A 14,419-nucleotide genomic window follows, 5' to 3' on the forward strand; every position below is an offset into this window, starting at 1 on the left:
ACCGCCACCGCCACCGACTCAATCCGTTCTCAGCTCGCGGCTATTGGCCCGGTTCTTCGCGATGTTCCGTGTCTTCCTGGTGTTGGCCGACTCGGCGACCAGGGCGAGTACCGCCGGCGACGTCGACCACTCGGCGAGGTGGCGCTGCATCCAGTCCGTGACCTCCGCCAGCTCGGCCGGTGTCGGCACGTGACCGTCCTCGATGGACAGGTAGAACAACCAGTCGTGGATGCGACGGTGGATGAACTCGCGGAATGCCTCCACCTTGAGCCGGTCGATCTCCGGCAGCAGTTCGGCCGACCACTGCCGGAACTCGACAGGGCCGGTCACCTTCCTCGCGATCTCGTCCACGAGGGCGACCACCGCCCCCTTGGAGAGCGACTCGAGGGGGTCCCGCAGGATCGTGGCCACGATCGCGCGGTCCCGGTCCCGGTCGCGGCTCCGCGAGGAAGCGATCACCGAGACAACGCGTCGGTACGCGGACGCTCGCACGTGCTCGTCCTCGACGGCATCGTCGACGTCCACGTCGACGATGCCGGCCTCCGCCAGCAACTCGGCCACATCGGAGTGCAATGTCATCGCTTCATGCCTGCTTGGCGAACCAGTCGGCGGCGGCCTGCTCGAACGTGTCGAGGTCCAGGGTCTCTCCACTCGCCCAGGCCACGACGCCGTCGGGGCGCACGAGCACGGCACTGAACCCGAGATCGTCGTGCGCCGGTCCTGCCGCGTACTGGATGCGGTCCTGCCAGTTCTTGGCCGCACGCTGCAGCGCGTGGTCGGCGCGGAAGTCGAGCAGGACGCCCTGGCCCTGGCGCAACAGGTCGCCGAGTCGGGTGCCGTCCTCGAAGCGGAAGTCGGGGGCGGTGCCGCCGATGAGCGGGTGCGCGCTGCCCAGGTCGTAGCGGTTGAACAGCCCTGTCGTCCTCCGGTAGGCGAAGGTCGTTCCGTCGGTGGTGCTCAGCAGCTCGTGGACCAGCTGCCGCAGTGCGGGGGCGTTGGGGCCCGGTTCCATGGTCGCCACCTGGGCGCGCGACCAGTCGAGCACCGCGGCGCCCACGGGGTGGCGCTCACTGGTGTAGGTGTCGAGCAGGCCATCGGGCGCGGTGCCGCGCACGGTCGCCGCGAGCTTCCAGCCGAGGTTGACGGCATCACCGATGCCGAGGTTGAGTCCTTGGCCGCCGAGGGGGGAGTGGATGTGCGCGGCATCCCCGGCAAGCAGCACGCGCCCCTTGCGGTAGGTGGTCACCTGCATCGCACGGTCGGTGAAGCTCGATGCCAGATGCACATCGGTCAGCGTCACGTCGGTCCCCGTGATGCGGCGCAGGACCTCCTGGAGATGCTCACGCGTCAGCGGCTCGGAACGGTCGAACGAGCCGCCGTCGAAGTCCATCATGCCCAGGTGCCCCTCTAGGGGCGTGCGCAGGTACATGCCGTTCGGCGTCAGGTTGAAGCCGAGCGGCAGCCGCCCGGGGTCGGCGAAGGTGACCTTGGCGACGTAGCCGGTGAACAGCGGATCCGTGCCGACGAAGTCGAAGCCCGCGAGGCCGCGCACCGTACTGCGCCCGCCGTCGCACCCCACCAGGTGGCGCGCCCGGTACTCCTGTCCGCCTGCCGTGACGGTGACGGACTCGTCGTCCTGCGTGACGGCCGAGACGGGCACGCCACGCAGGATGTCCACGCCGAGCGCGATGGCGTGTTCGGTCATGACCGTGCTGACCGCTTCGAGGCTGGTCATGAAGCCTTCCATCGCCGGGCTCGGCAGCCGGAAGGGAAGGGCGGTCACTTCGATGTCGGCCGCGTCCAGGCTCATCCCCGCGAAGTGGCTCACATCGCGGGGATGCGGCGCCTCGACTGCGTCAGGGGCCGCACCGACCCTCGCCGCATCGGCGCCGGAAGCGCTGATCACCGCTTCGAGCAGGCCACGGCGGTAGAGCACCTCGGCCGACCCGGCGCTCAGGCCGCGCAGTCCCAGCGGGAGCGCCTTCCACTGAGAGGTGGGCTCCTCGTCCGCCTCCAGGACCAGGACGGAACAGCCGCCCAGGGCGAGCTCAGTGGCCAGAAACAGGCCGACCGGACCGCCGCCCGCAATCACTGCGTCACGCATGGAATCCCCTTCTGAAACGCACGTCGGTGAGGCCGTCCAGGCCGTGGAGGACGACGGCGATGCCGGTGAGGAACTGCTCACGGTCGTCGTGCTGATTCATCTGGCCGACGACGGCGTGCATGAACGGGTAGTCCTCGGGATCGAGCTCCTGCCAGGCCGCCGCCGTCGCGTCGAGGAACTCGGTGCGGTCGGCTGCGACGGTCGATGTGTCACCGTCGATCCGGGCGTTCTGACTGACGGCACCGAGGATGTAGTGCACAAGCGTCGAGGCGGCGTCGAACCAGGAAGCCTGCGGCACACCCAGCGCGCCCACCTGGCGGCCGATCCTCTCGAAGATCCCCACCGTCACCGGGCCGAACGGCTTCCGGACCAGCTGCAGGGTCAGCCGTGTCGCGAGCCACTGGTGCTCGGCGATCGCGTCGAACAGTGCCAGCGCGACGGTGCGGATCTCGTCCTCGGGCGTGGCCGTGGCCGTGGTCTGTACGGGTTCGGCCGCCAGCGCGGCCGTGACGACCGTTTCCGTCGCCGTGTCAAGCAGCTCGTCCCGGCTGCCCACCCGGTAGTAGATCGCCCCAGCCCCGGTGGAAAGACGCTCGGTCAGCGCCCGAGTGGTCAGCGCGCCCTCGCCGCCCGCATCGAGCAGCTCGATCGCAGTCTCGACGATCTGCTCCCCGGAGAGCACCTGGTTACGCCGCTGAGGGCGGGAGGTTCTCGTTGCCATGTCACCACCGTGACACATTTGGAGCGCTGCGCCAAATTGGTTCAACGCTCCAAATGGGATGGCCGGGGTCCCGCCCGTATCCGTCGTGCGTAGGAGCTGGGTTGATCTCCGGGCTACGTCAGCCTCAGATCGGCATGTACCGGACTGTGGTCCGAGAACTCGGAGGGGTGTACGCCCTGCTCGAGCGCGACGAAGCCTCGCAGGAAGATGTAGTCGAACTTGCTCTGCCAGTCGGTCGTCGGCTCGCAGGTGCCGGTGGATGCCGGGCCGCACCCGGGGTCCGCGTCCGCTGCCAGGCCCCACATCCCGGTGAGTTCGGCGGCCTCCGGCGTCGCGTTGAAGTCGCCGAGAACGATCGTGCGGTCGTGCTTGGCGACCTCCGTCGCGAGTACGCGGGTCTGCTTCGCCCGGACGTCTTCCTGCTGCCGTTGAGCCAGGTGCGTGTTGAAGACCCGGACGGGCCGGCCGTCCACGAGGGTGGTGACCGCCATGTACCCGCGGTCCTCGGAACCGCCGTCGGGGTACTCCACGTTCACGTGGTCCATCATCGGCGCCGCCGAGAGGATCGCCTGCCCGAAGCCTCCCGGGCTCCACGGCACGCCCCCGCAGCGGCCCCAATTGTGCAGAACCGAGCCGTACTCGACGTGGTAGACGAGCCCGTACAGGTACTCCAGATGGTCCCGGATCTTCTCGACGTCACGCACGCACGCCTCTTGCAGGCCGATGACCTGAGGTGCGTACGTGGCGATGTCCGCCGCCCGGCCCGCGTTGAACCCGCTCGCGTTGCAGGGGTTGCAGATGTTCCACGTCATGACCCGGTTCGGTACGACCTCTTTGGGGGCGCCGGCAGGCAGCGACTTGGCGACGGGGACGCCGTCCGGTGCGCTGGGGCCGACGAGCGCCATGCAGGCCACGATCATGGCGCCCGCGAGCCACCGCACGCCTGTTCCGGTCACCATCGCCTCCTCGAAGTGGAGACACACGGCGTCATCGGATGAGGTCTCCCCGCACGAGGTTATGGGACGGGGTGTCTGCGGCACGTGAGGGGCTGGCCTCTCGTTGCGCCCGCTCAGTGGACTACGTCAATGACCGCCTTGCCCGGCACGCGGCGGCCTGTCAGTTCTGCGGCTGCCTGGGCCACCTGTGTCCAGTCGGTGCGCAGGGCGACTTGCGGGTCCAGTTCGCCGCGGGCGGTGAGTGCGGCGAGCCAGGTGAGGTCGGCGCCCAGGCCTGCGGAATCGTCCAGCAGGTAGTAGGTGACGATCTGGCGGTTGTGGCGACGGTCGTTGCCGAACAGGGCGCCGTACGGGAACCGCTCGCCGTCACCGGAGATGTGGCCTGCGGCGACCAGCACGCCGTTCTCGGCCAGGGCGCCGTGTGCGGCGACCAGGTGGGCGCCGCCGACCAGTTCGACCACGCCGTGTACCGGGTCGAGCTCCTTGAGCGCCTCCAGGTCGGTGACGATCTCGTGGGCGCCGAGTGCGCGCAGTGCGTCCGCCTTCGCCGGATCGCTGGTCACCGCGGTGACATGTGCGCCGCCTCGGGCCGCGAGTTGCAGGGCGAAGCGGCCCACGCCGCCGCCCGCGCCGGTCACCAGGACGCGCCGTCCCAGGATGGGGCCGATGCGGCGCAGGGCGCGCAGGGCCGTGCCCGCTGCGACCGGCAGGGTGCTGATCGGGCCGAGGTCGGCCCCCTCGGGCACGGTGCCGATGAAATCGGTGTCCACCGCCCGCAGTTCGGCCCAGGCGCCTTCGGCCCCCACGGTGACGACCGGGGTGCCGGCCGCGGGGCCGGAGCCGTCGGCGGCTGCCCGGACCACCACGCCCGCGGCGTCCCAGCCGGGCACCGCGCCGGCTTCGCCCTCGGGGACCGCATGGTGGACCTCCCCGGAGTTGAGGGAGAACGAGTGGACCTGCACCAGGGCCTGGTGGGCGGCGGGTTCGGGGTCGGCGACCGCGGCGAGCGCGAGGTGTCCCGGGGCTGAGTGATCAATCGTCAGTGCCTTCATGGCGAGAGATAGTGCCACTCAGTGGCATCTGCGCACAAGAGGCAATCGCGGTTGGTAGGCTGCACCTCGTGCAGAAGGATCTGAAGGAACTGCCGCTGCGTGAGCGCAAGAAGCTGCGAACCCGTCAAGCTCTGGTCGATACGGCCCTGGAGCTGTTCACCGCGCGGGATTTCGCCGCGGTCACACTGGACGAGATCGTCGATGCGGTAGAGGTCTCCAAGCGCACCTTCTTCCGGACGTTCACCTCGAAGGAAGACGTGGCCCTGGCCCCGGAGAAGGAACTGTGGGCCGCCTACGTCGCTGACATGGAGGCCCGGCCTCTGATCGGTGAGCCCCTGCTCGGCGCCTGCAAGGACGCGCTGTTCGCGGCGCTGGCGCAGATGGCGGACGGATGGGAGCAGCGCTTCCTGGCCAGCCGCAGCCTGGCCGACCGCACCCCCGCGCTGTCCGCACACAGCTTGCGTCACTGCTCGGAGGTCTCCGCGGACGTCGTTCGGGTCATGGCGGACCGGCTGGTCGCAGAGGTCGCAGAGGTCTCAGAGGTCTCAGAGGCCTCCGGGCGAGTGGCCCCCGGCCGCATCGAACTGCGCCTGCTGCTCGACCTCATGCTGGCTGCCTGGAACTGCGCACTGGAGGCATGGACCTCCTCGGACGACGCCGTACAGAAGGACCGTGCGGCACTCGTCCGGCACATGCAGGAAGCCTTCGCGGCGATCCCCGCAGTCGCTGCGCTGGCGGCGCAGGGCAGCTGAGCGGGCGGCGCGAAGAGGCCCGGCCGGGGTCAGTCCTCGTAGGAACGGCCCCGCCCCGCCGCGACGCGGAACCGCAGTCGGCAGATGACCGCGTCCGTGTCCCTGCGGACGGCGCGTGCGAGGACCGAACCGCGCTGGTTCTGGAGGAGGCGCTGCCAGACGTGGGCCGGCTCCACCTCGGGGATCAGGACGGTGACGCGGGTGGTGGGGTGGTACGTGTAGATCTTCCGTACGTACGCCGACACCGGACGCCCGACCGTACGCGTGAGGGACGGCAGCTCCACCAGGTCGACGCCCGGGTTCCACAGTTCCCAGTCGCGGCGCAGCGCCTCCGACGCGCGCCGGTCCTCGGCGTCGGGGTGGGTGACCGTGACCGCGCGCACCTCGTCGCCCAGCGACACCGCGGCGTTCAGGGCCTCGCCGGTGAGGCGGGACAGGTTGGACACGGGAACGATGATCAGGGAGTGGTCGCGGTGCGGGGGCTCCGGGACACGGCCCAGGCCCAGGTCCTCGCCGATCCGGCGGTAGGCGCGGTGCACGGCCTCGAAGCAGAGCACGATCGCGGGCAGCGCGAGGACGATCAGCCAGGCGCCCTCCGTGAACTTGGTGGCCGTGACGACCACCGCGGAGATGCCGGTCAGGACCGCGCCCAAGCCGTTGAGCAGGGCCTTCGCGGGTTTGCCCGCCGCGCGCCAGTGGAGCACCATCCCGGTCTGGCAGAGCGTGAAGCCGACGAAGACGCCGATCGCGAAGAGCGGCACGAGCGTGTTGGTGTCGCCGCCGGAGAAGACGAGCAGCCCCGCCGATACGGCGGCCAGGGCGAGGACACCGTGCCGGTGCACCTGGCGGTCGGCCTTCAGGGCGAAGACGTGCGGGAGGTAGTTGTCCCGGGCGAGCAGGCTCATCAGGACCGGCAGGCCGCCGAAGGACGTGTTGGCGGAGAGGGCGAGCAGGATCATCGTCGCGAACTGCACCACGTAGAAAGCCCAGTTGTGACCGAGTGACGCGTCCGCGAGCTGCGCGAGGACCGTGACGCCCTCGACCGGCTGGAGTCCGAAGCGGGAGATCAGCACGGACAGGCCGATCAGCATCACCCCGAGCAGCGCGCCGAGCGCGACCTCCGCGTGCTGGGCGCGTTTGACGCGCGGGGTGCGGAAGGACGGCACGGCGTTGGCGATGGCCTCGACGCCGGTGAGGGCGGAGCAGCCCGAGGCGAACGCCTTCAGGAGGAGCAGGGCGCCGACGGTCGTGGCGTTGTCGGCGAGGGCCGATGCGTGGCCTTCGGCGGCGGCCGTGCTGACCGGTCCCTCGCGGAACAGGCCGACCGTGATCATGATCAGGATCGCCCCGACGAACACGGCGGTCGGGGCGATGAAGACGCGCGCCGAGTCGACGATGCCGCGCAGGTTGACGGCCGTGACGATGACCAGGACGGCCAGGCATATCCCTACCCGGTCGCCGTACAGCTCCGGGAACGCGGAGGTGAGCGCCGCGACGCCCGCGGTGACGGCGACGGCGACGTTCAGGACGTAGTCGAGGACGAGGGAGGCAGCTGCGACCAGGCCCGCCCGGCGGCCCAGGTGGGTCTTCGCGGCGGCGTAGCTGCCGCCGCCGTCGGGGAAGGCGGCGATCACCTGACGGTAGGAGGCGACGAGCACGGCGAGCAGTGCGGCGATCGCCAGGGTCACGGGGAGGGTGAAGCCGAGCCCGTGGCCGCCCGCCGCCGCGAGGACCAGGACGATGGCCTCGGGCCCGTAGGCGACCGACGCCATCGCGTCCAGGGAGAGGGCGGCGAGGCCCTGGAGGGCGGTGAGGCGGTGGCGGTCCTCGGGTGCCGGGGGCGCCACACCTTCGATATCCGGGGGGTCGTCGACGCCTGCGGGGCTGTCCGGGGGTTCGGAGACGGCGGAGACGGTGGTCATGGGCGGGCCCCTCCAGGCGGGTTCGTTCGCTTGAGCGATGCCCAGCGTGGGTGGGGTCCTGGCAGGCCGCGCGCCCTTTTGTCAGCTTCTTGGCGCGTACGAGGTGGATCTTCACGCCTCTTTGACGTGGGGCGTCAGCGGTACGTCAACGCTGATGACTTGTCGGGAAGTCCGTCCTACGGTGCCGCACATGCGACATGACAGGGGCGGGGCCGGGGGCAGGGGCGCGCGGGGCGGGGACGGTGTGGTGTCCGACCGGCGCTGGGCGGCCGATGTGCGGGCCGCCGCGTTCTGCGCTCTCGCGCTCTTCGTACTGATCGTCCTCATCGACTGGGCGAACGGCACGTTGGGCGCACTGCGGGGCGGGCTGTGGGCGGGGCTTTCGGGGCTGCTCCATCTGATCCTGCATCCGGCACGGGTGACGGCGGGGCCGGGGTGGCTCGCCGTGCGGGGGCTGCTGCGGCACCGGCACGTCTGTACGGGGCTGTTGACCGCCGTGCGGTACAGCGAAGGGGTGGGTGTCGCGGCGCGGCTCGTGCTGTGTGACTCGCTCGGGAATCGGGTGGAGGTCGAGTGCCAGGTGCTCGCGGAGAATCCCCTGTTGTTGCATCTGCTGGACGCGGGGGCGCGGGACGCACGTGCGTGCGGGCTGCTGCGGACCGGGTCCGAGGTGCTCGGGCGTCTTTCGGCTCGGATTTACGGGGATGGGGCGAAGGGGGTCTTTGAGGCGTCCGGGTTGCGGTAGGGGCGCGGGGTCGGTGGGCGGGGTCGGGAGGCGGGGGCCGGGGTGGCCGTCTGCCGGTAGGGCAGCGCCATCACACCCGCGTTGTTGACGAGGAGGTCGAGACCGTCACCCTGACCGCCGCCGCCATCGCCGCCATCGTCGAACGATGCCGCGAAGTCCCGCACCGAGCTGAGGTCGCCGAGGTCGAGGCGTCTGAACTCCACCTCGGCGGAAGGGACTTCGGACCGGAGCTGTTCCAGTGCCCGCGTCCCCCGTTCCTCGCTGCGGCAGGCGAGCACCACGTGCGCGCCGCGACGGGCGAGCTCGCGTGCGGTGACATAGCCGATGCCGCTGTTGGCGCCGGTGACCACGGCCGTACGGCCCGCCACTACTCGTTACTACCCGAGAGCAGGGCTCATGAGGAGGGCGTCAGGCCGCGGCGCCCCCGTCGATCACCAGATCCGCGCCGACCACCGACGCGGACTCGTCCGACGCGAGGTAGAGCACGGCGGCGGCGACCTCGGCGGTCGACGAGACGCGGCCGAGCGGCGTCGAGGTCTTCATGCGCTCCGTGCGCTCGGCCAGGCTCTCGCCCTGGCGCAGCGACATGCTGGTGTCGGAGGAGCCGGGGCTCACGGCGTTGATCCGTACCCCGTCCCCGATGTGCTCGGCGGCGGCGCCCTTGGTCAGCGCGGAGACGGCTGCCTTGGTGGCGCCGTAGCCGATGGTGCCCGGAACGCTGATGTGGGCGCCAAGGGTGGAGGAGATGTTGACGATCGCCCCGCCGCCCGGCTGCGTACGCATCTGCTTCACCTCGGCCTGGAGGGCGAGCAGCACCCCGGTGACGTTGATGTCGAGCATCGTCCGCCAGTCCTCCTCCGGCAGCTCCGCGAGCGGCTGCCCGGCGCGCAGGACGCCCGCGTTGTTGACGGCCACGTCCAGGGAGCCGAACCGCTCGACGGTGGCCTCGACCAGGGCTGCGAAGTCGGCGGAGCGCGAGACGTCGGCCGTGACGGCGACCGCCGTGCCACCGGCGTCCTCGATGAGCCCCACGGTCTCCTTGAGCGAGCCCTCGGTGCGCCCGGCGACGACGACGTTCGCGCCCTCGGCGGCGAAGGCGAGCGCCATGGCACGGCCCAGGCCGGAGCCGCCGCCGGTGACGAGGGCCGTGCGGCCTGCGAAACGGGTGCGCGGTACTGAGGCTGCTGAAGTTGCTGTAGTCATGACAGAGCTCTTTTCTTGAACGATCGGTTCAGTATGAGGGCGTGAAAAAGACCAAGGGTGTAAGTGGTGAATCGGAGGCTCAGTCGAGCAGGCTCAGCGCCTGCTCCGTCGCGTCCCGCAGTCGCGCACCGTCCTTCGACGCCTTGCCGACCACGCGCAGCCCCTGCATCAGGGTCAGCAGCATGCGCGCGAGGGCGAGCGGGTCACGGTGTTCCGGGAGCTCGCCCTGCGCCTGGGCGCGGACGAGCGCGGAGTGCAGCAGCGTCTCCATGTACTCCCAGCTGCGCTCGACGGAGCGGGCGGCCGACTCGTCGTGCGGGCCCAGCTCGGCAGCCGTGTTGGTGATGAAACAGCCGTTCAGGCGCCCCTCGTCGGACGAGGACTCGCCCCCGAAGCGGCGCACCACCGCGCGGACGGCGGGCAGTGCGGGGCCAGGCTGTGAGAGCTCGGCGAGCAGGAGCGGGTTCTGGAACTCGGCGTATCGCTCGAGCGCCTTCAGGTACAGCTCGTGCTTGTTGCCGAAGGTCGCGTAGATGCTGGCGCGGCCGATGCCGAGCTCCTCCACGAGGTCCGCCATCGACGTCGCCTCGTAGCCGCGCCGCCAGAACAGCTCTAGGGCCGACTGGAGCGCGGCGTCCGGATCGAATTCCTTGGTCCTGGCCACGAAGGAACAGTAAGCAATACTGGAACGGTCGGTCAAGTAGGGAGTCGATGGAGGGTAAATCAGACGAGGCGGACGGCGTGCGTCTCCACCGCCACCGAGTCATCGTCCAGGCACTGCCCCGTCTCCAGGTCGAACCGCTGCTTCAGGAGCGGTGACGCGACGAACGGCCGCCCTGCCGCCGCGCCGAGCAGGCCGCGCGAGAGCACCGCCGCACCCGTGAACGGGTCGCGGTTGTCGATCGCGTACGCACGGCCCGTGCGGTCGATGAAGAGTGCGGCCTGGCGGCCGTCGGGGAGCAGTGCGGCGATGCCGCGTCCCGGCTGGAGGTGTGCGCGGTCACAGACCTCGAACCAGTCGTCCTTCAGGCGGAGTTGAATGCTCATCGGGATGCAGCACCTTCCAGGTCGCGGGGGCGGGAGCCGATGGTGAGGAGGGGCAGGTCCGGCTTGATCTGGTCCCGCTCCGGTACGAAGCTCACGGTCGGGTCCGGGACGTCCGGCGCGTTCACGAAGGACACGAACCGGGCGAGACGCTCGGGGTCGTTGATGGTCTCGGACCACTCGTCGCGGTAGTGCGCGACATGGTCGGCCATCAGGGCTTCGAGCTCGGCGCACAGGCCGAGCGAGTCGTGGACGACCACGTCACGCACGTGGTCGAGGCCGCCCTCGATCCGCTCCAGCCAGGTCGATGTGCGCTCCAGACGGTCCGCCGTACGGATGTAGAACATCAGGAACCGGTCGATGAGGCGCACCAGTTCGGCGTCGGACAGGTCCTGCGCGAGCAGGTCCGCGTGGCGCGGGGTCGCGCCGCCGTTGCCGCCCACGTACAGGTTCCAGCCGCTCGACGTGGCGATCACTCCGAAGTCCTTGGACTGGGCCTCGGCGCACTCGCGGGCGCAGCCGGAGACCGCCGACTTCAGCTTGTGCGGCGAGCGAAGCCCCCGATAGCGCAGCTCCAGGTCGATCGCCATCCGGACCGAGTCCTGTACGCCGTAGCGGCACCAGGTCTGCCCCACGCACGACTTCACCGTCCGCAGCGACTTCCCGTACGCGTGACCCGACTCGAAACCCGCGTCCACCAACCGCGTCCAGATCAGAGGCAGTTGATCGACGCGTGCACCGAACATGTCGATGCGCTGACCGCCGGTGATTTTCGTGTAGAGCCCGAAGTCCCTCGCCACTTCACCGATCACGATCAGCTTGTCCGGGGTGATCTCGCCTCCCGGGATGCGCGGCACCACCGAATAGGAGCCGTTCTTCTGGAGGTTGGCGAGGAAGTGGTCGTTGGTGTCCTGGAGGGATGCCTGCTCGCCTTCGAGTACGTAGCCGTCGGCGCCGATCGTCGGGGCGAGCGAGGCGATGATCGAGCCGACCGTCGGCTTGCAGGTCTCGCAGCCCTCGGTGCCGCGCGCCGCCTCGCGGCCGTGGGTGTCAAGGAGCCGCCGGTAGGAGGTGATGCCCAGGGTGCGGACGATCTCGTACAGCTCCTGGCGGGTCTGGCCGAAGCAGCCGCACAGGCCCTTGTCGACCTCGACGCCCGACGCCTCCAGCTCGTCGTTGACCAGCTGGCCGAGCACCTTCACACAACTGCCGCAGCCCGTACCGGCCTTGGTGCACTTCTTGACCTCGGGCACGGTGGTGCAGCTGTGCTCGGTGACGGCGCCGCGGATCGCGCCCTTGGTGACGTTGTGGCAGGAGCAGATGACCGCGGAGTCCGGAAGGGCGGACGGGCCGAGCGCCACCGGGCCACCCGCGCCCGCGGGAAGCACCAGCTGCTCCGGCGAGACCGGCGGTACGCTCCCGGTCAGCGGCCGCAGCACGCCGTACGCCTCCGCGTCCCCGACCAGGACGCCGCCGAGCAGCTCGCCGCCCGCGCCGATGACCAGCTTCTTGTACGTTCCCGAGCGCGAGTCGGAGTAGACGACGTCCAGGCAGTCGGGGGTCGCGCCGTGCGCGTCGCCGAAGGAGGCGACGTCCACGCCGAGGAGCTTGAGCTTGGTCGACAGATCGGCGCCGGTGAAGCTCGACTCCTCCGCGGCGATCGTGGCGGCGACGGTCTCGGCCATTTCATAGCCGGGCGCGACGAGCCCGTAGACCCGGCCGTCCGACGCCTGGGCGCACTCGCCGATCGCGTACACGGCCGGGTCGCTGGTGCGGCACTGCTCGTCGACCGTGATGCCGCCGCGCTCACCCACCGACAGGCTGCTCTCACGGGCGAGTTGATCGCGGGGCCGGACACCGGCGGAGAACACGACCAGATCGGTGGCGAGTTCACTCCCGTCCGACAGCTTCATCCCGCTGACGGCGCCCTCCGAGCTGAGGATCTCCTGGGTGCCGACGCCCGTGTGCACGCTCAGGCCCATGCCGGTGATGGTGCGCAGGAGCGCCGCGCCGCCGCCCTCGTCGACCTGAACCGGCATGAGTCGCGGCGCGAACTCGACCACATGCGTGGCGAGTCCGAGCCCGCGCAGCGCGCCCGCCGCCTCCAGGCCGAGCAGTCCGCCGCCGACGACGGCGCCGGTCGTGGCGTACGTCTTCGCGTACTCCTCGATGGCGAGCAGGTCCTCGATGGTGCGGTAGACGAAACAGCCGGTGGTGTCCTTGCCGGGCACCGGCGGCACGAAGGGGAAGGAGCCGGTCGCGAGGACCAGGGTGTCGTAGGCGAAGGTCTGCCCGGAGCGCGCGGTGACGGTCTTCGCGTCGCGGTCGACGCTCTCCGCCGGATCGCCGACGTACAGCTCGATGCCGTGCTGCTCGATGAACTCCTGGTCCGTGAGGGAGAGTTCGTCCGGCGTGCGACCCGCGAAGTACGAGGTGAGCTGTACGCGGTCGTAGGCGGGCCGCGGCTCCTCGCACAGGACGACCACGCGGTGGGTCGCGGTGAGGCCGCGTGCGGCGATGGCTTCGAGGAAGCGCTGGCCGACCATGCCGTGCCCGACCAGCACGATGGTGTTGTCGTGCGCGCTGCTGTGGCGGGGGGTGTCCGTGGGCATGTCAGAGGCCTCCGTCGTGGGTGAGCAGGTGGAGCAGGGGGCTGCCGTCGTCGGGCAGCGGTTCGTCGGCCTCCCAGGCGCGGGCGAGCGCGCCTACGGCGGTGAGTTCGCCGAGCAGTACGCCGCCGACGAGGCGGTCATCGCGTACGACGACCTTGCGGTACGTGCCGCGGGTGGCGTCCGCGAGCTGGACGACGTCGTCGTCGGGCCTGTGCTCGGGGTCGCCGAAGGCCGCCAGGTCCAGGGGAGCGGAGCCGGGGCGTCCGGTGTGCAGGGTGAGACGGGTGAGGGCGCGGGTGCCGGAGTAGGGGCGTGCGGCCCGTGGGGAGATCAGGGAGTCCGCGAGGGCGTCGGCCTGTTCGAGCGCGGGGGCCGCGAGGCAGCGGGCCTCGCCGGAGTGCTCGGCGCAGTCGCCTATGGCGCGGATGTGCGGGTCGGAGGTGCGCAGCTCGTCGTCCACGACGATGCCGCGGCGTACGTCGAGTCCTGCGGCCCGCGCGAGTCCCGTGCGGGGGCGGACGCCGCAGGCCAGGACGGTGAGGTCGGTGCCGAGTACGTACCCGTCGGCGAGCTCCACCGACCGCACGGCCCCTTCCGCCTGTCGTACGCCGCGCACCCGGCACTCGGTGTGCACTTCCACTCCGAGGTCGGTGAGATGCCGGTGGACGAGCTCGCTCGCGGCCGGGTCGAGCTGGCGCTCCATGAGGCGGTCGCCCTGCTGGGTGAGGACGACCTGGGCGCCGCGGGCCGCGAGGGCGCGGGCGGCGGAGACGCCGAGGAGGCCGCCGCCGATGACGACTACGCGGGTGTTTGCACCTGTACCTGTGCCTGGCCGTACGGCCTCGGACAGGGCGAGGCAGTCGTCCATCGTGCGGAAGGCGTGTACGCCGCGGGGCAGTTCCGTGGCGCCGGGTTCGAAGAGGCCGCGGAGGGGAGGGAGCACGGGGTTCGAGCCCGTCGCGAGGACGAGAGTGCCGTACGGGACGACGCTGCCGTCCGCGCAGTGCACGATCCGGTCCGCGCGGTCCACGCGGACGGCGCGGGTGCGGAGGAACTCGCCGGGGGCGTGGGGCAGCTCTATGACCTCCGGTCCGTAGCGGCCCGCGAGGACGTCGGCGAGGAGAACGCGGTTGTACGGTGCGTGCGGCTCGTCGCCGATGAGGGTGGCCCCGGTGCCGGTGCTTTCTCCCAGCCGCTGCGCGAGGCGGACGCCGGCGAGTCCGGCGCCGATCACCACCACGCGGGAGGGCGGGCTCTGGGGGCCCGGGGTCGAAGAGGTCATGTACGGCAGAGTGCGGGGGCGGTGTT

General features: G+C 70.7%; 13 protein-coding genes and 1 pseudogene. 2 read left to right on the top strand and 12 right to left on the bottom strand.

The window, feature by feature from the left end:
- Positions 1-18 precede the first annotated feature (18 nt).
- The 5 genes from ACWFRJ_RS09025 to ACWFRJ_RS09045 form a co-directional block, all read right to left on the bottom strand.
- Positions 19-579 (bottom strand): hypothetical protein, encoded by a 561-nt coding sequence (locus tag ACWFRJ_RS09025; protein ID WP_453526076.1) that lies wholly within the window; start codon positions 577-579, stop codon positions 19-21.
- 4 nt (positions 580-583) lie between these two features.
- Positions 584-2,104: an FAD-dependent monooxygenase gene (locus ACWFRJ_RS09030; protein ID WP_453526079.1), complete on the bottom strand. Its 1,521-nt coding sequence runs from the start codon at positions 2,102-2,104 to the stop codon at positions 584-586.
- The gene (locus tag ACWFRJ_RS09035; protein ID WP_453526082.1) at positions 2,097-2,825 is read right to left on the bottom strand and encodes a TetR/AcrR family transcriptional regulator; all 729 of its coding nucleotides are present in this window, start codon (positions 2,823-2,825) and stop codon (positions 2,097-2,099) included. The genes ACWFRJ_RS09030 and ACWFRJ_RS09035 overlap by 8 nt, the downstream gene beginning before the upstream one ends.
- A gap of 113 nt (positions 2,826-2,938) precedes the next feature.
- Positions 2,939-3,784 carry an endonuclease/exonuclease/phosphatase family protein gene (locus tag ACWFRJ_RS09040; protein ID WP_453526085.1) on the bottom strand — a complete coding sequence of 282 codons (846 nt, stop codon included), beginning with the start codon at positions 3,782-3,784 and terminating at the stop codon, positions 2,939-2,941.
- A gap of 110 nt (positions 3,785-3,894) precedes the next feature.
- Positions 3,895-4,833 (bottom strand): zinc-binding dehydrogenase, encoded by a 939-nt coding sequence (locus ACWFRJ_RS09045; RefSeq protein ID WP_453526088.1) that lies wholly within the window; start codon positions 4,831-4,833, stop codon positions 3,895-3,897.
- Between the two features lie 68 nt (positions 4,834-4,901).
- On the opposite strand from ACWFRJ_RS09045, the gene ACWFRJ_RS09050 reads away from it, so the two are divergent.
- On the top strand, positions 4,902-5,585 hold the full coding sequence (locus ACWFRJ_RS09050; protein WP_453526091.1) for a TetR/AcrR family transcriptional regulator: 684 nt from the start codon (positions 4,902-4,904) through the stop codon (positions 5,583-5,585).
- A gap of 29 nt (positions 5,586-5,614) precedes the next feature.
- On the opposite strand, the gene ACWFRJ_RS09055 is transcribed toward ACWFRJ_RS09050, so the two are convergent.
- A complete protein-coding gene (locus ACWFRJ_RS09055; protein WP_453526094.1) occupies positions 5,615-7,507 on the bottom strand; it encodes an APC family permease in 1,893 nt (630 codons plus the stop codon).
- Positions 7,508-7,697: 190 nt separating this feature from the next.
- Here ACWFRJ_RS09055 and ACWFRJ_RS09060 point away from each other — a divergent pair, with 190 nt between their 5' ends.
- A complete protein-coding gene (locus tag ACWFRJ_RS09060) occupies positions 7,698-8,252 on the top strand; it encodes a hypothetical protein (RefSeq protein ID WP_453526097.1) in 555 nt (184 codons plus the stop codon).
- 44 nt (positions 8,253-8,296) lie between these two features.
- Here ACWFRJ_RS09060 and ACWFRJ_RS09065 read toward each other — a convergent pair.
- The 6 genes and pseudogenes from ACWFRJ_RS09065 to ACWFRJ_RS09090 all read right to left on the bottom strand — a co-directional run.
- A pseudogene (locus ACWFRJ_RS09065) lies at positions 8,297-8,620 on the bottom strand (SDR family NAD(P)-dependent oxidoreductase); the annotation flags it as partial.
- A gap of 40 nt (positions 8,621-8,660) precedes the next feature.
- Complete coding sequence (locus ACWFRJ_RS09070) at positions 8,661-9,455, bottom strand: SDR family NAD(P)-dependent oxidoreductase (protein ID WP_453526100.1); 795 nt, start codon at positions 9,453-9,455, stop codon at positions 8,661-8,663.
- A 79-nt stretch (positions 9,456-9,534) separates the two neighbouring features.
- Positions 9,535-10,119: a TetR/AcrR family transcriptional regulator gene (locus ACWFRJ_RS09075; RefSeq protein WP_453526103.1), complete on the bottom strand. Its 585-nt coding sequence runs from the start codon at positions 10,117-10,119 to the stop codon at positions 9,535-9,537.
- A 59-nt stretch (positions 10,120-10,178) separates the two neighbouring features.
- On the bottom strand, positions 10,179-10,502 hold the full coding sequence (nirD, locus tag ACWFRJ_RS09080; protein ID WP_453526106.1) for a nitrite reductase small subunit NirD: 324 nt from the start codon (positions 10,500-10,502) through the stop codon (positions 10,179-10,181).
- Positions 10,499-13,111: a nitrite reductase large subunit NirB gene (gene nirB / locus ACWFRJ_RS09085; protein WP_453526109.1), complete on the bottom strand. Its 2,613-nt coding sequence runs from the start codon at positions 13,109-13,111 to the stop codon at positions 10,499-10,501. The genes nirD and nirB overlap by 4 nt, the downstream gene beginning before the upstream one ends.
- Before the next feature lies 1 nt (position 13,112).
- Positions 13,113-14,393, bottom strand: coding sequence for an NAD(P)/FAD-dependent oxidoreductase (locus ACWFRJ_RS09090; RefSeq protein WP_453526112.1), 1,281 nt, complete (start codon positions 14,391-14,393; stop codon positions 13,113-13,115).
- Positions 14,394-14,419: the final 26 nt, after the last annotated feature.

It is taken from the genome of Streptomyces sp. NPDC055239 (assembly GCF_053606205.1).